The sequence below is a fragment of the Methylomonas sp. EFPC3 genome (genome assembly GCF_029643245.1).
Classification (GTDB): domain Bacteria; phylum Pseudomonadota; class Gammaproteobacteria; order Methylococcales; family Methylomonadaceae; genus Methylomonas; species Methylomonas koyamae_B.
In genome coordinates, this window is record NZ_CP116398.1 from 4,234,105 (window position 1) to 4,251,029 (window position 16,925).

At 56.7% G+C, this 16,925-nt stretch carries 21 protein-coding genes; 2 read left to right on the top strand and 19 right to left on the bottom strand.

Annotation, left to right across the window (positions count from 1 at the left end):
- Window positions 1–295: 295 nt before the first annotated feature.
- Window positions 296–817, bottom strand: a complete 522-nt coding sequence (locus PL263_RS19350; protein WP_278210914.1) for a hypothetical protein — start codon at window positions 815–817, stop codon at window positions 296–298.
- A gap of 99 nt (window positions 818–916) precedes the next feature.
- Here PL263_RS19350 and PL263_RS19355 point away from each other — a divergent pair, with 99 nt between their 5' ends.
- Both PL263_RS19355 and PL263_RS19360 read left to right on the top strand, forming a co-directional pair.
- Entirely contained in the window at window positions 917–1,231 is a 315-nt protein-coding gene (locus tag PL263_RS19355; RefSeq protein WP_278209330.1) for a transposase, read from the top strand.
- An 11-nt stretch (window positions 1,232–1,242) separates the two neighbouring features.
- A complete protein-coding gene (locus PL263_RS19360; protein WP_278212847.1) occupies window positions 1,243–2,097 on the top strand; it encodes an IS3 family transposase in 855 nt (284 codons plus the stop codon).
- Between the two features lie 25 nt (window positions 2,098–2,122).
- On the opposite strand, the gene PL263_RS19365 is transcribed toward PL263_RS19360, so the two are convergent.
- The 18 genes from PL263_RS19365 to PL263_RS19450 all read right to left on the bottom strand — a co-directional run bounded on the left by PL263_RS19365 (window position 2,123) and on the right by PL263_RS19450 (window position 16,921).
- Window positions 2,123–2,350 (bottom strand): endonuclease NucS domain-containing protein, encoded by a 228-nt coding sequence (locus PL263_RS19365; protein ID WP_278210915.1) that lies wholly within the window; start codon window positions 2,348–2,350, stop codon window positions 2,123–2,125.
- Between the two features lie 137 nt (window positions 2,351–2,487).
- The gene (locus tag PL263_RS19370) at window positions 2,488–2,934 is read right to left on the bottom strand and encodes a hypothetical protein (RefSeq protein ID WP_278210916.1); all 447 of its coding nucleotides are present in this window, start codon (window positions 2,932–2,934) and stop codon (window positions 2,488–2,490) included.
- 134 nt (window positions 2,935–3,068) lie between these two features.
- Complete coding sequence (locus tag PL263_RS19375) at window positions 3,069–4,031, bottom strand: hypothetical protein (RefSeq protein WP_278210917.1); 963 nt, start codon at window positions 4,029–4,031, stop codon at window positions 3,069–3,071.
- The gene (locus tag PL263_RS19380; protein ID WP_278210918.1) at window positions 4,024–4,788 is read right to left on the bottom strand and encodes a 4Fe4S-binding leucine-rich repeat protein; all 765 of its coding nucleotides are present in this window, start codon (window positions 4,786–4,788) and stop codon (window positions 4,024–4,026) included. The genes PL263_RS19375 and PL263_RS19380 overlap by 8 nt, the downstream gene beginning before the upstream one ends.
- 9 nt (window positions 4,789–4,797) lie before the next feature.
- Window positions 4,798–5,064, bottom strand: coding sequence for a DUF6129 family protein (locus tag PL263_RS19385; protein ID WP_140911805.1), 267 nt, complete (start codon window positions 5,062–5,064; stop codon window positions 4,798–4,800).
- A 2-nt stretch (window positions 5,065–5,066) separates the two neighbouring features.
- The gene (nifX, locus tag PL263_RS19390) at window positions 5,067–5,759 is read right to left on the bottom strand and encodes a nitrogen fixation protein NifX (RefSeq protein WP_278210919.1); all 693 of its coding nucleotides are present in this window, start codon (window positions 5,757–5,759) and stop codon (window positions 5,067–5,069) included.
- A 4-nt stretch (window positions 5,760–5,763) separates the two neighbouring features.
- A complete protein-coding gene (locus PL263_RS19395; RefSeq protein ID WP_140911807.1) occupies window positions 5,764–5,964 on the bottom strand; it encodes a 4Fe-4S binding protein in 201 nt (66 codons plus the stop codon).
- 4 nt (window positions 5,965–5,968) lie between these two features.
- A complete protein-coding gene (gene nifT, locus PL263_RS19400; RefSeq protein ID WP_140911808.1) occupies window positions 5,969–6,190 on the bottom strand; it encodes a putative nitrogen fixation protein NifT in 222 nt (73 codons plus the stop codon).
- Window positions 6,191–6,286: 96 nt separating this feature from the next.
- Complete coding sequence (gene nifK, locus PL263_RS19405; RefSeq protein ID WP_140911809.1) at window positions 6,287–7,858, bottom strand: nitrogenase molybdenum-iron protein subunit beta; 1,572 nt, start codon at window positions 7,856–7,858, stop codon at window positions 6,287–6,289.
- Between the two features lie 130 nt (window positions 7,859–7,988).
- Window positions 7,989–9,470, bottom strand: coding sequence for a nitrogenase molybdenum-iron protein alpha chain (gene nifD, locus PL263_RS19410; RefSeq protein ID WP_140911810.1), 1,482 nt, complete (start codon window positions 9,468–9,470; stop codon window positions 7,989–7,991).
- 100 nt (window positions 9,471–9,570) lie between these two features.
- Window positions 9,571–10,446, bottom strand: coding sequence for a nitrogenase iron protein (nifH, locus tag PL263_RS19415; protein ID WP_278210920.1), 876 nt, complete (start codon window positions 10,444–10,446; stop codon window positions 9,571–9,573).
- A 280-nt stretch (window positions 10,447–10,726) separates the two neighbouring features.
- Window positions 10,727–11,119, bottom strand: coding sequence for a GNAT family N-acetyltransferase (locus PL263_RS19420; RefSeq protein WP_278210921.1), 393 nt, complete (start codon window positions 11,117–11,119; stop codon window positions 10,727–10,729).
- Window positions 11,120–11,202: 83 nt separating this feature from the next.
- Window positions 11,203–11,541, bottom strand: a complete 339-nt coding sequence (locus PL263_RS19425; protein ID WP_278210922.1) for a YdbL family protein — start codon at window positions 11,539–11,541, stop codon at window positions 11,203–11,205.
- Between the two features lie 9 nt (window positions 11,542–11,550).
- On the bottom strand, window positions 11,551–11,745 hold the full coding sequence (locus PL263_RS19430) for a YnbE family lipoprotein (RefSeq protein ID WP_140914208.1): 195 nt from the start codon (window positions 11,743–11,745) through the stop codon (window positions 11,551–11,553).
- 35 nt (window positions 11,746–11,780) lie between these two features.
- Window positions 11,781–13,601 carry a YdbH domain-containing protein gene (locus PL263_RS19435; RefSeq protein ID WP_278210923.1) on the bottom strand — a complete coding sequence of 607 codons (1,821 nt, stop codon included), beginning with the start codon at window positions 13,599–13,601 and terminating at the stop codon, window positions 11,781–11,783.
- Window positions 13,598–15,943 carry an MMPL family transporter gene (locus PL263_RS19440; RefSeq protein ID WP_278210924.1) on the bottom strand — a complete coding sequence of 782 codons (2,346 nt, stop codon included), beginning with the start codon at window positions 15,941–15,943 and terminating at the stop codon, window positions 13,598–13,600. Before PL263_RS19440 ends, PL263_RS19435 begins: the two co-directional genes overlap by 4 nt.
- Window positions 15,924–16,505: an outer membrane lipoprotein carrier protein LolA gene (locus PL263_RS19445; protein ID WP_278210925.1), complete on the bottom strand. Its 582-nt coding sequence runs from the start codon at window positions 16,503–16,505 to the stop codon at window positions 15,924–15,926. The genes PL263_RS19440 and PL263_RS19445 overlap by 20 nt, the downstream gene beginning before the upstream one ends.
- Window positions 16,502–16,921, bottom strand: a complete 420-nt coding sequence (locus PL263_RS19450) for an acyl-CoA thioesterase (RefSeq protein WP_278210926.1) — start codon at window positions 16,919–16,921, stop codon at window positions 16,502–16,504. The genes PL263_RS19445 and PL263_RS19450 overlap by 4 nt, the downstream gene beginning before the upstream one ends.
- Between the last annotated feature and the right edge of the window lie 4 nt (window positions 16,922–16,925).

Sequence of the window (16,925 nt, forward strand, 5' to 3'; positions counted from 1 at the left end):
GACGTTGTAATAGCAAGCCGTTATATCGGCATGGCTGTAGGAAATCCGTTCAAAAGCTCCGGTGCTCGGCGTGGCATACGGGAGAAACAGCGTCGCTGGCTTGAATGGCTTTGAAGATTCTTTTGGGATTAGTGGAGTAGCTCCGAATAGCGAAGCGTATTCGGAGGAACGAGGGATATTCCAAACAGCGTTTGGGCAATCTGCGAGAGTGCACACTTCGCAAAGATTTGGCCAACATGCGTCCGATTACGCTGCGCTAATCGGACCTACGAGCTCTGTCTGGTTGACCGAAAGGTTAGCCATTCTGTGACCGTCGCTCAACATGATCCCTGATCAAACGCTGAACGGTTGCCAGATCGTCATCGCTCTGAATTGGATAAGGAGTCCATTTTTCGTCTGCGTTATAGGTCGAGATCAGGAAGTTTTTTCGTCTGGGGTGTAGATAAGCAACAACCCTGCCGTCGACCTTAATGGAGATCGCATATTTCAACGGATCAACAGAAGTTCTGCCTTGCCACATATCTTTGATTTCTTTAATAGCAGATGTGGCGCGTGCACGGGCTTCCTGATCTGTTATGTAGTCGAGGCGATCATCTTGCTTGTGAACGATCGGTGCTTCGAGCACAGACGGGATGGACTGCTCAGAGAAGACCGGAACAAGTTGTTTCGAACCTTCAAGCTCTAAGCAAGAGTATGTGAAGAGAGAAATATTGACGTCCAGCCATTTACATCGATTTATAAGTGCTTGGGAAAATGAGGGCGCCATTAGGAGCATACGAACAGGTTGAGCAGGGTCAATGCCATGGTCTGGGTGCATTCGGGCATATGTTTCGACCCCTGTATTTACATGATTGAAATGGTCTAATAACCCCGGACACTTCTAAAGGCAGAATTTATACTGTTAGCAGAGGTGGTCATGAGTAACGACAAAAAACACAATCGGCCAAAATACAGCCTGGAATTCAAACAAGATGCCGCCAAACTGGTTCTGGAAAAAGGCTACAGCCAACAGCAGGCAGCCGATCATTTGGGCATATCGCAAAGCGCCCTAGGACGCTGGGTACGAGCGGAACGCAAGCCTTCGGCGAACGAATCGGCGGTAAAAAAGTCTTGTCTGAATCTGGGGGACCGTGACGAATTGATCCGCTTACGGAAGGAAAATGAACAGTTGCGAATGGAGCGCGAAATCTTAAAAAAGGCCGCAGTCTTCTTTGCGAAAGAAACCGAATAAAGTACGGGTTTATTCGAGAGCAACAGAAGACCTATCCAGTCACCGTACTGTGTCGGGTCATGGGCGTTGGCACTAGTGCTTACTACGAATGGTGCACCGCCTCACAAGGCAGTGATAAAAAGCGGCAGGATCAACAGCTTACCGATAAAGTGTGTCAAATCTTTACCGACAACAAGCAGTGCTTTGGTTCGCGTCGCTTAGCGGATCGCTTGCAGAAACAGGGTTTTGCCGTCGGCCGCTTTAAAACGCGGCGGATCATGCGGGAGTTGAAGTTAAAAGTTCGCTACCCCAAACGATTTAAAGTGACCACGGACAGCAACCACAGCGAGGCCATCTCCCCAAATCGGCTGGATCGCCAATTCAAGGTCGCTCAGCCAAATCAAGTGTGGAGCACGGATATTACCTATGTCTGGACGTTACAGGGCTGGCTGTATGTCGCGGTCGTTATCGATCTATTCTCCCGCCAAGTGGTGGGCTGGGCCATTGACGACCACATGCGGACCTCGCTCTGTGTCAAGGCATTACAAATGGCCTTCTGGCGTCGCAAACCGCCACCTGGTCTGCTGCATCACTCGGATCGTGGTAGTCAGTATGCGAGTCGAGAATATCGCCAACATCTGGCCGTGATGCGCATGGAGCAAAGCATGAGCCGAAAAGGCAATTGCTGGGACAATTCGCCGACGGAACGCTTTTTCCGTAGCTTGAAGCATGAACAGCTCAACTACGAAAAATTCAAAACCCAAGAGGCGGCAAAACTGAGCGTGATCGACTATTTGGCTTTTTACAACGGCCGTCGATCGCATTCAACATTGGGCTATCAATCCCCGATCGAATTCGAGCGGGAATTTTCGAGAGACGCTGCCTAAACAAGTGTCCGGTTTTTGTTGACCATTACAGATCGTAATAATCGAGGCACTGCATAAGCATTGCATCGTCTTCAACCACCTTCAGCTCTCCAACAACCAAAGACTTTCCACTGTCGATTAAGAGCACATCAAGTCGCCCGTTCGGTAGCCGATTTTGGTGTGAAATATACGACATACCCTCTTCAATTAACCCGGAGTGTTTACGGATAAGCTCTTCAAGTTGGCGTTCTGAAATATCAATCTTCTTATACATAACAGATGGCATTTGGAAATGGTTAGCGTTCGAGGTAACGGAAGTCTTGCGGCTTGCCGCAAGACTTCCCCTTGACTGAGGGGTTAGACGTCGGCGGGTTAAGAGCCCTGACCGAACGCCCGCCAAGGGACTTGAAGTTAGGCATCGCCGGTCACCACGAGCTTCGTGTTGAGAGAATCAAGTGATTCGACAAGTTCACGGTGAAGACTATCGGCCTTGAGCTGGGCTGACTCCTTCTTGAAATCTGAGGGGTCGCCATAGCGAAGCATGTGGCGCTTGTAGTAGGAATCGAGGGCCTTGAGTTCCCTATGCGCCTCCTGGGAGAAGAATGCGCTGCCCCGACTCTTGTCGACTTCAGCAATGAGGTATTCGAGGCCGTGACCGAAGTCGCTCTTCAGCTTTGGCTCGTACTTCTCGTAGTCGTGCGCTAGCAAAAGGGCCTTGCCAATGCACTCCAGTCCTTGGCACAAGAGGTGCAAATAGACGAACCGATGCCCTTCGTAGGCTTTCACCAGTGCTCCTGCCATGACGAAGCTGCGGCCCTTTTCAAACATCGGAACGGTGACGTGAACGGAGGTTGCCATGAGATCCCTAACAACTGATTAGATAGTGTATACCATCCCAAATCGGATGCTATCTGATTTGCGATAGTCAGGAGAAAGCTTAGCAGGGAATGCGATGGGCACAAAACCCGTGCCCATCCTATGTCAGACAGGGATCAAACGTTATACGGCGTAGAAATCCAATCCCTCAGCACCGCCTCGTCCCGTTCCGGCAAGTAGGCGAAATCCCCGGAAATGTCCTTGTACACCGATTCGGCGCTGTGGGTGGATACCAGCTTGCCTTTCAGCATGTAGAAGAACCAGGCGAAGGGGTAGCCGGCCTGGCGGTCGAAGCGGCTCAGCACGTTGCTGAGCGAGCTGCCTTTCTTGCCGGCGAAGTCTTCCAGGTGCGGCAGGTGGTTTTTGTGGGTGTTGACGATTTCGACGTTGACGATTTGTTCGCCGAAGCGGCCGGTGTGGCGGTAGGGGCGGATGACCCAGTCCTCGCTCATCCGGTGTTTCTGGCCGGCGCTGCTGCGGTTCCAGTCGTCCATGAAGCGTTGCACCGGATGCTCGCCGGGGTGGCGTTCGTTGATGACTTCCATGAACAGCCTGACGTCGGTCTTGCGCCGGTAGGTGTAGCGGGAGTGGCCGAAACCGTAGCTTTCGATGCAGAACGGCTGGATCGGGTCGATCAGCTCTTCCAGGTCGGCCGGCGGATTGGTTTCGTCGATCAGCATCCGGTCCGAGACTTCGTGGGTTTTGTCGATTTCGATCAGGGTAAAGTCTTCGGCCTTGTCGCCGGTTTGCACGACGAAATACAGGGTCTTGCCGGTCTGGCGGGTGGCGATCAACTGCAACTCGAGCGCGTGGTCGATCAGGGTTTGCAGATTCTGGCCGCACTCCAGGTAGGTGCGTTCGGCCCACTCGATGATGTCGTTGGCGATGCGGGAGCCGTTCATGTCGACCACGCCGCCCAGCTTGTACCACTCGTCGCCGGTCAGGGCCAGATGAATCGGGTAATCCGGCACCAACGCCTGCAATTTGCTGAGCAGCAGGTCGTCGGTTTGCCCCGGAATGACTTTTTTACAGCAGTCGGTGATGTCTTGTCCGGCAAGATTGAGTTTGGCTTCAGTCATGATCGGCTTCTGGAGTAGAGGTTGATTGTAAACGTTGCCGCACCAGTTCGCGCACGTCCGGTTCCGGGTCGTCCGCCAGCGCGACCAGTTCGGCCGGATCGGCCTTCAGCGCCGCGGTATAGCGCACTACCCAGTCGCTATCGTGCAACAGCAGCGCCGCATCGTCGGCCGGCATGCGTTCGGCGACGATGCGGCGCACGTCGGGCGCCGGGTCGTTGGCCATCAGGCCCAGGCTGACTTCCGGCAGGCGTTCCGCGACCCGCTTGCGCACCTGCAAATCCTCGTCCTTGATGAAGCGGAACAGCCGGCCCGGCGGCAGGCGCTTGGCGACGGTGAGGCGGACGATGTAATCCGGATCGTCCGCCAGCCGTTCCAGATTGTCGGCGTCGATCCGATCGGCCACGGTCATCCGCACTTCGCGATCCGGGTCTTCGATCAGCGCCGCCAGTTGTTGCGCGGGCAGGCGGAAGGCGACGGCGCGGCGTACCACCTCGTCCTCGTCTGCGATCAGCGGCAACAAGGCTTTCAGCGGCGAGTAACGCACGGCGATGGCGCGGCGCTCCCAGAATTTATCGCGCAGAAAATTGACTGCGTACACCGGGTTGACGCGGAAGAAGCGGTCGATTTGGCGGCCGCTTTGGGCGGTAACGCAGGTATCGCCGGGCATGCAGCGGCCCATCAGCAAGGTTTTGCCGCGGAACGGGCAAATGCTGCAATCGGCGATCGGTAGGCTGACGGGACGGTCCGCGTCGCTCATGCCGCCTCCCTATTCGGGAATGACTTCGGCGATGACGATGCCTGACGCGTGTTCGTAGTTACGGGTCAGACACAGGCAATGTTCGCGGCCGTCGACCAGATACAGATTGAAGCCGCTGCCTTCCAGCAACGGTTCGTGGTTGGGAATGTCGTCTTCCATGCAATAGGTGAAGTGGATGCCGGGAAATTCGCCGCGCAATTCGGTGACCACGCTTTCGCTCAGCGTGGTGCCGTTGATGCGGTCGGCAATGGTTTGCAGTTGGTCTGGACTGATCATCTTTAAGATTCCTGTTCGAAACAAATGCGTGGTGCCGGGGCAATCCCCATCGATTTGGCCAGCCATGGCGGCGGGGTTTGGCTCAGCACGCTTTGCAGTTGGTGGATGACTTGGTTGATCGCTTCGCCTTGCTCGGTTTTAATCGGGTGCAGGCCGTACCTGATGATTTTGGCGGCGGCCGGCCCGCCGATCGAGGCCACATACAGTACGCGGCAATCGGCGATCAATTGCGCGCGGTAGGCGTTTTTGTCGTCGTGGCGGCGTTGGGCGTCGCTATCGACGCTGCGGATATCGATCAAACGCGCTTCGCTAGCCGAAACCTGATACACCAGGAATTGGCGGCAAGAGCCGAAATGGCCGACGACTTGTTGCGGATCGTCGCTGCCCACGGCTACCAGGATGGAGCCGGGCAGGTCGGCCAAGCGCGGTTGCGGCGCCGGATTGGCGTGCGCAGTCGGGCGTTGCAGGAGCGTCAGTGCGGTGCGCACCGAATCGGCATCGGTTTTTACACCGAAATTGCCGAGCGCTTGATGCAATTGCGCTTCGCCGAGTTGGGCGAGCTTCGTTTCGTCAAGCACGGGGCCGGCGCAGGCGCGCAACACCGAGACGAACAATTTCGGCGAGGTATCGGGCAGGGCGCGTGCGGCCAACCCGATCCTGAGAGCCAGTTCCCGGCTTAAGCTCGACCGGTCCATCGCTCTAGGCCGCTAGCGGCAGAATGCAGTTGTCGATCGGGCAGACTTTGACGCATTGCGGTTCGTCGTAATCGCCGTTGCACTCGGTACAGGTTTTTTTGTTGATTTCAAAGACGATGGCGCCTTCCTTGATCGAATCGGTCGGGCACACCGGCAGGCAATCGCCACAGGAAATACACTCTTCGGCTACGATGTAAAGGGACATGGCTTTATTCCTCCGCTAAACGTTTCGCTTGTAACGTGGTCGGGATTTTCGGTGCCGGGGACAGCGGTTCGAAGTAGTATTTCGAGCCGTCGCCGAGCATAACTTCGCCGCCCCATTTGTCGGCGGTATCGAACTCCAGGGATTCTATGGTTTCTTCCAAGTCTTTTTTAGCAATGTAGAACAACAGCTTACCGTCTTCGCGCTTTCTAAGCATGACGCTGGGCATGGGGATTCTCCTTTGGGATAGCGTGAGGCGGGCAATTGCCCGCCTGGCAGGAATGGCGGTGGGCGCCTGGCGGCGCCCACCCTACGCGCTTCGATCTTAGCGGATCAAGTCGTAGTTGTAGTCGGTAGTGCCCATACCTTTGGTTTCTTTGTCCAACTGCTCCAGAACCGCATTGACCAGGGTGGTCAGCACATACATGCCGCCTTCGTAACCCAGGGTGGTCATGCGGTGCAAGTGGTGGCGGTCGAAGATCGGGAAACCGATGCGGATCAGCGGCACTTCGAACTCTTCACCTTTGTAGAAGGTGTCGCGTTGGATGAATTTGCCGTAGCTGTTGCCGATCATGAAGTCCGGTTTGTTGGTGAACATCAAGGAACGGAAGTGCCACAAGTCGCGACCGATATGTACCGTGGCATTTTGGCCGTAAGGAGATTCGGCCAGGATCGCTTCGCAGGCTTTTTTCCAACGTTTGTTGGCGTGGTTAACCAGCACGTCGCTGACTTCGGCACCGAATTCCAGCAGCATTTTGGTCATGCCCAAGGCAAAGTCGGCGTCGCCGTACAGCGCGAATTTTTTGCCGTGCAACCAGGCGTGGGAGTCGGTGATCATGTCCACGTAACGGCCGCGCTCTTTTTCCAACGATTCCGGAATGGCTTTGCCGCTCAGTTCGGAGATTTTCATCAGGAATGCGTCGGTCCATTCCAAGCCCATCGGAATGTTCAGTTTCGGTACGTCGTGATTCCAAGTGGTTTCGGCGAACTTTTTGGTTTTTTCCAATTGCCAGGGTTGCAGCAGCACGGTGGTAATCGCGTTCGGCGCATCCTTGATTTCGTCCATGGTGGTGCCGCCGGAATACATCCGGAAAGTACCGTCGGCCGGAGTATCCAATACTTCGGTCGGATCGCTGAGCAGGGTATAGCCCACGCCCATTTCTTTCATCATCCGGTGGATGATGCGGTAGTTGCCCAAATAGGTTTCGAAACCGGGTACAAAATTGATTTTACCGTTTTTGCCTGGCTCTTTGCCTTCCATGCTTTTCAGCGTGAAGTAACGCGCCATGCCTTCGAACATGTTGTCCCAGCCGGTGGTGTGGCTACCCACGAAGCTTGGGGTGTGAGCAAACGGTACCGGGAAGTCTTGATCGACGTGGCCTTCTTTTTTGGCGTTGTTGATAAACGCGTTCAAGTCGTCGCCGATAACTTCCGCCATACAGGTGGTCGATACCGCGATGATGTCCGGTTTGTACAAGGCTTTGGCGTTTTCCAGGCCGGCGAACATGTTTTTCTGACCGCCGAATACCGCCGCATCTTCGGTCATGGAGTCGGAGACGCAAGATACCGGCTCTTTGAAGTGACGGTTGAAGTAAGTCCGGAAGTAAGCGACGCAACCTTGCGAACCGTGCACGTACGGCATGGTTTTTTCGAAGCCCAGTGCGCACAGTACCGCGCCCAGAGGTTGGCAGGCTTTAGCCGGGTTGATCGTGATCGCTTCGCGGCTGAAGTTCAGTTCTTGGTATTCCTGGGTGGTGGTCCATTGGAATACTTCGTCGATTTGATCTTGCGGATGACGTTCTTCGTACATCGCGCGCTTGTTGGCAAGATTTTCCTTGTATTCGTCGGTACGGAATAAAGGATAACTCGGTTGGATATTGTCGACTTGTTGGCTCATGATAATCTCCTAAACGCGCCACTAATCTGTGGTCCGGCGTTGAATGGATTGGGTCTGGAGGGTGATCGCCGTTTCGACGTCCACCCATCGATCTGGGAAGGTGAACGCGATACCGCGTCCACCCTGCCGATTAAGCAACCGCTTTTACCGCTTCGCTTTCGGATTCGGCTTTTTTCCAGGGCACCTGGATTTGTTTCCAGCAAGGGTTGTTCAGGGTCATATCCATATCGCGGGCGAAGATGGCGAAGCCGTCGTAGCCGTGGTATGGGCCTGAATAATCCCAGGAGTGCATTTGCCGGAATGGGATACCCATTTTTTGGAAAATGTATTTTTCCTTGATGCCGGAACCGACCAAGTCGGGTTTGACCTTTTTCACGAATTCTTCGAATTCGTAGCCGGTGACGTCGTCGTACAACAAGGTGGCATTGCCCATTTCCTTGATGGTACGGTCGTAGTCATCGTTGTGACCGAATTCGTAACCGGTACCGACCACTTCCATACCCAAGTCTTCGTATGCACCGATGACGTGGCGTGGACGCAAGCCGCCGATGTACAACATGACTTTTTTGCCTTGCAGGCGTGGTTTGTACTTGGCGATAACCGCTTCGTACTCGGCTTGGTAACGAGCGATCACGCGTTCTGCGCCTTCTTTGATGGTGTCATCGAAGTGAGCGGCGATTTTGCGCAAGCTCTCGGCGATTTTGGTCGGGCCGAAGAAGTTGTACTCGATCCAGGGAATGCTGTACTTTTCTTCCATGTGCCGGGCGATGTAGTTCATCGAACGGTAGCAGTGGATCAGGTTCAGTTTCACTTTCGGGGTTTTTTCGATCTCGGCGATGGTACCGTCGCCGGACCATTGCGCAACGACGCGCAGACCCATTTCTTCCAACAAAGTCCGTGAAGCCCAAGCGTCACCACCGATGTTGTAGTCGCCGATTACCGCGACATCGTACGGAGTGGTCGGGAAGCTATCGTCGCCGTCGCGTTTGTCCAACACCCAGTCACGAATCGCGTCGTTGGCGATATGGTGGCCCAGAGATTGGGATACGCCGCGGAAACCTTCGCAACGCACCGGCACCACGGTTTTACCGATGTCTTTGGCTTTGTTTTTGGATACGGCTTCGATGTCGTCGCCGATCAGACCGATCGGGCACTCGGATTGCACGGAAATACCTTTGTGCAATGGGAATAAAGCTTCGATCTCGTCGATACATTTGGCCAGCTTTTTGTCGCCGCCGAAGACGATGTCTTTCTCTTGGAAATCCGAAGTGAAGTTCATCGTACCGAAGGTGTTGACACCGGTGGTACCGACGTAATAGTTACGGCGGCCGGCGCGGGAATATTGGCCGCAGCCGACAGGACCGTGGGAAATGTGGATCATGTCCTTGATCGGACCCCAAACCACACCCTTGGAACCGGCATACGCGCAACCACGGATGGTCATCACGCCCGGCAAGGATTTACGGTTTGAAGTAATGCATTTATTGGATTTTTCCAAGCTTTGATCGTTTACCGCCAAGTGCTTGGCGCGGTCTTTCTTGGCTTTCTCAGGATAGACTTCCAGCACTTCTGCGATCAGCGCTTCAGTCTCTTCTCTTGTCATGGCAGCCATGATGTTTTCCTCCTAATGTCGTGGGTAATCCCCCAACAGACAGTTTTTGGGAACTGATAGGGTGGCGGGCGGTCAACCGCCCGCCGGTTTCTAGCTAGACTTATTCTTCAGCGGCGGTTTTGCCAACCAAAGATTCGTCTTCTTCTTCCATCAGACCGAAGTTCATCAACAACTCTTCCAGCTCGTCCATGCTGATCGGAGTAGGGATCACCAGGTTTTTGTTGTTCAGAACTTTTTGAGCCAAGGCGCGGTATTCGTCGGCTTGTTTGGCGGTTGGTTCGTACTCGATAACCGTCATACGACGGATTTCGGCACGTTGTACAACGTTGTCACGTGGTACGAAGTGGATCATTTGAGTGCCCATTTGTCTTGCCAACTCTTCGATCAGTTCGTCTTCACGAGCTGTTTGACGAGAGTTGCAGATCAAACCGGCCAAACGAACGCCGCCTGAGTTGGCGTATTTGACGATACCTTTGGCGATGTTGTTGGCCGCGTACATGGCCATCATCTCGCCAGAGCAAACGATGTAAATTTCTTGCGCTTTGTTTTCGCGAATAGGCATCGCGAAACCGCCGCAAACAACGTCACCCAATACGTCGTAGAACACGAAGTCGAGTTCGTCGTCGTAAGCGCCTTCCTCTTCCAGGAAGTTGATCGCGGTGATAACACCACGGCCGGCGCAGCCAACTCCTGGCTCTGGACCGCCTGATTCAACGCATTTAACGTCGCCGTAGCCGACTTTCAACACGTCTTCCAGTTCCAAGTCCTCGACGCTACCAGCTTCTGCAGCCAAGTGCATGATGGTGGTTTGAGCTTTTGAGTGCAGGATCAAGCGAGTAGAATCGGCTTTAGGGTCGCAGCCGACGATCATCACTTTTTTACCGGCTTCCGCCAGAGCGGCAACCAGGTTTTGGGTAGTGGTGGATTTACCGATACCACCTTTACCGTAAATAGCGCATTGACGTAGTTTCGCCATGGTCTTCTCCTCTTGAGTGGGTGTTGTTAATAACAACCTGATAAGAGCAATGGCCGTGCCAATGTGGTATTTGTTTTTATGTTGTTGATTTTAAATGATAAAAAATTCTGATTTTCCGGTTTGGCATGGTGGGGTTGGCAACATTGTTTGTAGGGTCTTGTTATTTAACCAACATAAAAAGCGGGGTTTTTGGGCGGGTACGACTCCCAGGCCGCCGGCCCGGAGTCGATTCGGTAACGCAATGTCGCGTTTGGTGATTTCAGTCGGCTTGATTCGAAAGCTAACGGGACAGCTGTTTTTCCAAGGTCACAAGTCCTGCTATTTCGCTTAACGGCGCAAAGCCTAGCCGTTTGTAAAGACGTATCGCTGGATTTGAGGCGAAGGCCCTGAGCCGGATTGTGTCAATCCCTTGTTTTCGGGCCAACTGTTCCGCGCTGGCGATGGCATAGGAGCCTAGGCCAAGGCCTCTGGCGGTTTCGATAATTTGCAGATCGCGGATATACATTGCCGGCGGCTGTTGAGTAAGCCGGAGAAAACCCACCACGACGCCGGAATGTTCGATTGTAATGTTCTCTGTGGTGGGCCAACTCTCACGATATAGTGCTGTGTCCCATTCGCGGCCTAGCGACCGGTAGTAAGGTGCCATGTTGTCCCGGGTTATATCGTGCGCCAATTGCCACTCGTTCGCAGCGGAAGGCCGCATGGAGATAAGCTCAGATTGATTCAACCTGGATTTCTCAGCCGACCGATTACCCATCACCGCTGCTGCCACCCCGATCCGGTATCGACAAACTGGCCCGGCGCAGCTTGGTTGATGACTTTTTGCGCCGTCAGCCGCGCGACCTCTTCCGGGCTGACGCCGTTCTTGGCGGCGATGCGTTGGTATTCGGCCTGACGTTGGGCGTTGATGTTGTCGACCAAGGCTTTGACTTCGGCCGGGGCGTCCGCTTTGACCAGGCCCAACAGGCCGTTGCTGCGTTCGCCGACGGTGCCGGCGGCTTTCAGTTGCGCCAGATCGGCGGCTACGGCGGAGAAGGACAACATCAAGCCCAGGGCCAGGGCGGATAACAGGGATTGTGCGGTTTTCGCTAACATGGGGACTCCTTAGAACAGGCCTTTTTGGCTGGAAATCAAATCGTCGACGTCTTTTTCCACTTTCAGGCGGATTTCGTGTTCGATTTTGACGTTCATGTTGATCTCGATCGGTTTGTCCGGGGCTTCGAGTTTGACGGACGGCGAGCATCCCGCCAGTATCCAGACGGCCCAGACCGGCAGTAGGTACTGCGCTGCTAATTTCATTATTTTCTCCTCTCGGCCGCCGGCGGCAGCGTTGGTTATGGTTTCCCAGCGGGCTGGGCTTTGGGTTGGGTCGTTTGTTGTCCGACTTCTTCCAGTATCGCGCGTTCGAAATTGCCGGCCACCAAACCGCGGCGCAATAGCTCCGGCAATTGGCCGCTGATGTTCAGGTTAAAGGCCAATGGGTGCCCGGACAGCACTTGCGGATTATGGCCTTCCAGGCGCAAGCCGATCCGGTAATCGCCGTTGGGCTGGTAGTTTAATTGAGCTTGCAAGCGATGGTAAACCAGGTTGCGTAGCGCTTGAAACGCCAGATTGCCGTCGTCGGCCGGGCTTAGGTAGCGCAAAGTACCGGGGCGGGTGCCGGACAGGGTGCCGTTTTGCAGCTCGATGCTGTCGGTCGCCAGCGTTAACGGCAGTTCGCCGTCGACGCTGCCGGTTCCGGACAATTGTGGATAATCCAGGCTGGCCAATAGCTGGGCCAGATCGATTTGCCGGGCTTGCAGGGTCAAGGCCAGCGGCATCTGGCTAATATCGAACGTCGCCGGTGCCAGTTCCAGCTCGCCGCCGAAGATGGCCAGCCGGGCCCGCTTCAGATTCAGTTCCGGTTCCCGGTAGGCGGCGTCTATCTCCAGATCGCGGCCGGTCAAGCCGTCGCCCAATTCCAGCGTCCGAATCCGGGCGCTGAGTTCGCCGCTGCCGGCGCCGAGGTCAGGGACGGCGACGTGGATATCGCTGTGCAGCAAGCGCGCCGGTCCGGCGGTTAACGCCAAATCGGAGACATCAATGTCGGCTTTGCCGCGTTTGAGTTGCGCTTGCCAATAGATTTGCCAGGTGGCAGCGATCTGGCCCGAGGCCACGTTCCAGTTGCGGGCGGTTTCCGGGAGCCAGGGTTTGGCCAGGTCGAAGGCTTCGCCGGCGGTCAGCGCCAGCCTGCCGGTAATCTCGGCGGCCGGCTGCGGTTGTCGGCTGATCGCGGCGTTGGCTTCGGCCAGAATGGCTTTATCGCGAATCAGCGACAAACGGCCCTGGCTGTGGCCGAAGCCGTCGGAACTGTGCAAGTCCAGATTTAATCGGCTGTTGCCGAGTTGCGCCGCCAACGCCGTCGGCGCGCCGGCCGGCCGCAGCTTGGCCGGCAGCAACGGCGTGCTTGCCAGCCAGGCGGCGATGTCGCCCAGTGTGCCGCGCAGGCTCAGCTTGCCGGCAGCGCTGCCGAAGCCGGAGCCGTCCAGCGTCAGAATCCGGGCGCGGTTCGCGCCCGCCAGCGTCAGGTCGAAATTACTCATGTCGGCGGCCAAATCCAGGGTCAGGCTTTGCCGGCCGTCCTCGAGATTCAGCCGGTAAGCGGCGGGCGGCGTCAGTCCGAATTGGGCGCTGCCGTTGAAATTGCTGTCGCCCCAGGGTGTGGCGATTTGCAGATCGAGCTGGGCGATGCGTACCGGCGGCAGCGGCAAGCGCTGGCGCTCGGCGTCCGCAGCGGCCGCCGCGGGGTTGTCGGCAGCGGGCCGGTAGTCCAGCTTCAGCGTCGCGCGGCCGATATCGACGGCATCCACACCCAACGGGTCGAGCCGATAATCGGCGGCGACGTTTTCCAGCGTTACTTGCAACGGGCCGGCGGCGGTTTCCAGCGCAAATCCGAACCGGGCCAGTTGCACCTGCCCGGCGTCGAATTGAAGGCCGGATAATTCGGTTGCGGCCAGCGGACTCAATTGCAACGCCCGGATCAAGAGCCGTTCGCTGATCTGAAAGCGCAGGTTCCAGACCGCAGCGCCGAGTATCGCCAGTAGCGCCAGCAAAAATAACCACCTGTAGCGTTTGGCGGGTTTGCTGGCCGGCGGCGAAGCGGGTGTGGGCTTCATTGCTTGGAATTATTGGCGTTAAAGCCGATGAGCGGCGCCAGCAGGAAGGCGCTGCCGACACCGGCGGCCAAGGTCACGCCGAAGGCATGGACGATGGCGGTGGAACTGCTTGCCAACAAACCGTAGCCCAGCAGGGTGGTGAAGGCCGACAAGGCCACCGCCAGCGTGGTCGTATCGCGCTTGTCAACCGTACCGGCGGAAGCAGCTGCCATATGGAAGAACACCGCATAGTCGACGGCAACTTCCAACACCAACAGCAACGCGAACAGATTGAACAGCGTAAACAATTCGCCGAACCAGCCCAACGTCGCCAGCGCCGTTAACATCGCCAACAGCGGCACCGACATCACCTGCCCGCCGTCGCGCCAGCCCAGGCGATAAATCAGGATGCCCAGAATCAAGCCGCACACCCCGAGCAACAGCACTGTAACTCGCTGCCGGTAGCGCTGGAATAAATCCGACAATTGCGATACGTGGTCCACCCAGACGACGCCGGGCAAATCGGCCAGCGCTGGTAGCGGCGCCAGATTGGCGATGCCGGCTAAAGTCACGATGCTGCGGCAAGCCTCGGCGTTGCAGCCCAACCACTGCTGGCGCAGATTGGGGTTGGCGCTTGCCAGCCATTCGTCCAGGCTCAACGTTTTTGATTCTGCGGCTGCGAAATTTTGTAACTCACTATCGATTGCCGTTTGCTCGAATCCGAGGTTCAGCATATAGCGCTGCAACAAATCCGGCCGGTAAACGCCGGTTTTTAGTAACTGGTAATCGGCTCGTTGTTGGGTCGGGTCCGGCCAGTGCGAACTGACGCCATCGAACTGCTTGAGTTTGGCTTGCGCGGTTAGCGGTGCCAGCGCGTCGAGCAGGCCGCGTTCGTTGCGGTACCAGTCGGCCAGGTCTGCCCCGGAGACCAGGAAGAATTGGTTGTCGCGGCCGATCGGCAGTAGCCGTCTGATTTCGGCGTCCGCTGCGGTAATTTCGGTTGGGGCGGTTTGCAACAGGCGAACGTCGTCCTGCGCGCGCAACTGGCTCAGGCCGCCGACCAGCAGTAGCCCGAATCCGGCGCAGAGATAACGCCGATGGCGGTGTAGCCGTTCCGGCCAGTTGCGCTGCCAGTAGCCGGCCAGACTCAGCATGCCGAATTGGTGTTGCGGCCGGAAGCGGGTGAGCAGAACCGGAAACAGCATGACCACGGTGAGCCAGGAGGCGACCAGACCCAGTGCCGAGAACAGCGCCATTTCCCGCAAGCCCGGAAACGGCGAGAAGCCGAGGCCGGCATAACCCAACAAACTGGTCAGCAAGCCGAAGGCTATGCCCGGCAGCACGTACGTCAAGCCGCGGCGCGGCGTCCAGTGCGGCAGGCCGAGGCCGTCGCAAAAAAAATGCAACGCGTAATCGACCACCACGCCGATCAAGCTGGAGCCGAATACCAAGGTCATTATGTGCAGTTTCGGGACCAGCAGCAGGCTCAAGTTCCAGGCGGTCAGCAGGCCGACGCCAACGGCCAGGCAACACAGCAGCAAGGGCCGGGGGCTGCGGAAAGTCAGCCAGAGCAGCAATACCACCCCCAGCGTCGAGCCGCTGCCGATGGTGGATATTTCGTGTTGGGCCTGGTGGGCGCCGTAGGCGGTAAACAGCGGCAGGCCGGTCGCCAGCAGTTCGCCGCCTTGTTGGCGCACTTGGTTTTGCAAACTTTGATTCAGGCTCAGCAAGAGTTCCAGCTTGTCGAGTTTCAAATCTCGGTCGGGCAATTCGCCGACCAGCAGGGCCCAGACCATCTGTCCGTCCGGCACCACCACGGCGCCGTGTTCGATATTCAGTTGCAGTGGGTTTTGCGCGGCGAAGTAGCGGCTGAACAGCAACAACGGGTCGTGTTCCAGATTGGCGGCTTGCAACTGGCCGAGCGGGCTGTACAGCGTTTCCAGATTGTCGCGCAGCAAGCGCTCTGGATCGTGCTGCAAGGCTTGCCGGGTTTTTGCGTCCAGCAGTTGGTAGCGGTAACTAAACAGTTGCAGGTAACTTTGCCGGTACTGTTGCTGCGGAATTTGTAAGGTCAACTCGGCGAATAGCCCGCTGGCGGCGAGGCGCGTCTTCACCGTTTCAGCCAGGGTTAGCGCTTGACCGGCGTTGGCAGCGCCGGCCAGCCAGACCACTTTGCGGTTGACGGCCTGATTGTGGCGTTCGATGGCGTTTGCAACCTCCGGCCGTTGTTCGGCCTGCGGCAGTAGCGCCAGGAAGCCGGTTTCCAGCCAATCCCGCCGCAGATTTTGCAGGGTCAGCCAGACCAGGGCCAGCATGCCCAGCAGCCACAGCGCCGCGTAAAGTCTAGGGCGATAGACGCGCAAATTCGGCCGCCTGTTGCGGGCTGAGTTGGGCTGGGCGGCTGATCTGATCGAAGCCGATCCGCGACACGTTGCCGCCGGTTTCGCGAATTTCCACGCTGCGCAATTCGCTGTCGCCGGCCAGGTAAATGGCGGCGATGGCTTTGCCGAGCAGCGGGTCTTTCGGCAGCAATGTCAGGCGCCAGGAATCGGCTTGCATCTCGGCGCTGGTGCTGAAGTCTGCGCTTAGCTCGGCGAAATCGCCACCGAGCATGGCCGGAAACACGCGGCCGAAACTGGCCGGCAGGGCTTGCTCGCCCTGGCTGGTGATTAAGCGGTTTTGCCCGATCAGCAGCACCGACTCGACCGGACTGACGGTTTTCCAGATCACGCCGCGTTGCTGCTGGAAGGTGAATTCGCCTTCCGAAATCAGCGGTTTGCTCAGAAATTTCAGTTGTTTTTCCTGGCGGAAATGGCCTTGGACGATTTCCGTCGGCGTCAGCCGGGATTTGACGGCGGCCAAGGCGTCGTCGGCCTGGGCGGCGGCGGCGGATAGCCAGAGCAGCAGGGCGGATAAGGTTTTCATGGTTTTTCGATCCCGAGTTTGGCGAACAAAACCGGCGGCGATTCGAAACGCATTTCCCGGGTTTGGATATCCACCGCCACTTGTACGCTGTGGCCCTTGCATAGCCGGCTGCCGCTGGCGTGGTCGCGGATCAGATAGTCGATTTTCAGCCGGTTTTCCCACTCGCTCAGCGTGGCGCGCACCAAAATGCGCTGGCCGAAACGCGCCGGTTTTATATAGCGCAGGTGCAAGTCGATGATAGGCCAGAAAAATCCCGAATCGCGCATTTGCCGGTAGTCGTAATCGATGCTTTCCAGCAAGGCGCAGCGGGCGATCTCGAAATACTTGCAATAGTGGCCGTGCCAAACCACTTCCATCATATCGACATCGTGGAACGGAACCAGAAACTCGACTTCGGTGGTCAATTTTTCGGGCATGGCG

Coding starts and splice junctions, on each gene's coding strand:
- PL263_RS19350 (WP_278210914.1), bottom strand. CDS start 817: ATGCACCCAGACCATGGCATTGACCCTGCTCAACCTGTTCGTATGCTC.
- PL263_RS19355 (WP_278209330.1), top strand. CDS start 917: ATGAGTAACGACAAAAAACACAATCGGCCAAAATACAGCCTGGAATTC.
- PL263_RS19365 (WP_278210915.1), bottom strand. CDS start 2,350: ATGTATAAGAAGATTGATATTTCAGAACGCCAACTTGAAGAGCTTATC.
- PL263_RS19370 (WP_278210916.1), bottom strand. CDS start 2,934: ATGGCAACCTCCGTTCACGTCACCGTTCCGATGTTTGAAAAGGGCCGC.
- PL263_RS19375 (WP_278210917.1), bottom strand. CDS start 4,031: ATGACTGAAGCCAAACTCAATCTTGCCGGACAAGACATCACCGACTGC.
- PL263_RS19380 (WP_278210918.1), bottom strand. CDS start 4,788: ATGAGCGACGCGGACCGTCCCGTCAGCCTACCGATCGCCGATTGCAGC.
- PL263_RS19385 (WP_140911805.1), bottom strand. CDS start 5,064: ATGATCAGTCCAGACCAACTGCAAACCATTGCCGACCGCATCAACGGC.
- nifX (WP_278210919.1), bottom strand. CDS start 5,759: ATGGACCGGTCGAGCTTAAGCCGGGAACTGGCTCTCAGGATCGGGTTG.
- PL263_RS19395 (WP_140911807.1), bottom strand. CDS start 5,964: ATGTCCCTTTACATCGTAGCCGAAGAGTGTATTTCCTGTGGCGATTGC.
- nifT (WP_140911808.1), bottom strand. CDS start 6,190: ATGCCCAGCGTCATGCTTAGAAAGCGCGAAGACGGTAAGCTGTTGTTC.
- nifK (WP_140911809.1), bottom strand. CDS start 7,858: ATGAGCCAACAAGTCGACAATATCCAACCGAGTTATCCTTTATTCCGT.
- nifD (WP_140911810.1), bottom strand. CDS start 9,470: ATGGCTGCCATGACAAGAGAAGAGACTGAAGCGCTGATCGCAGAAGTG.
- nifH (WP_278210920.1), bottom strand. CDS start 10,446: ATGGCGAAACTACGTCAATGCGCTATTTACGGTAAAGGTGGTATCGGT.
- PL263_RS19425 (WP_278210922.1), bottom strand. CDS start 11,541: ATGTTAGCGAAAACCGCACAATCCCTGTTATCCGCCCTGGCCCTGGGC.
- PL263_RS19430 (WP_140914208.1), bottom strand. CDS start 11,745: ATGAAATTAGCAGCGCAGTACCTACTGCCGGTCTGGGCCGTCTGGATA.
- PL263_RS19435 (WP_278210923.1), bottom strand. CDS start 13,601: ATGAAGCCCACACCCGCTTCGCCGCCGGCCAGCAAACCCGCCAAACGC.
- PL263_RS19445 (WP_278210925.1), bottom strand. CDS start 16,505: ATGAAAACCTTATCCGCCCTGCTGCTCTGGCTATCCGCCGCCGCCGCC.
- PL263_RS19450 (WP_278210926.1), bottom strand. CDS start 16,921: ATGCCCGAAAAATTGACCACCGAAGTCGAGTTTCTGGTTCCGTTCCAC.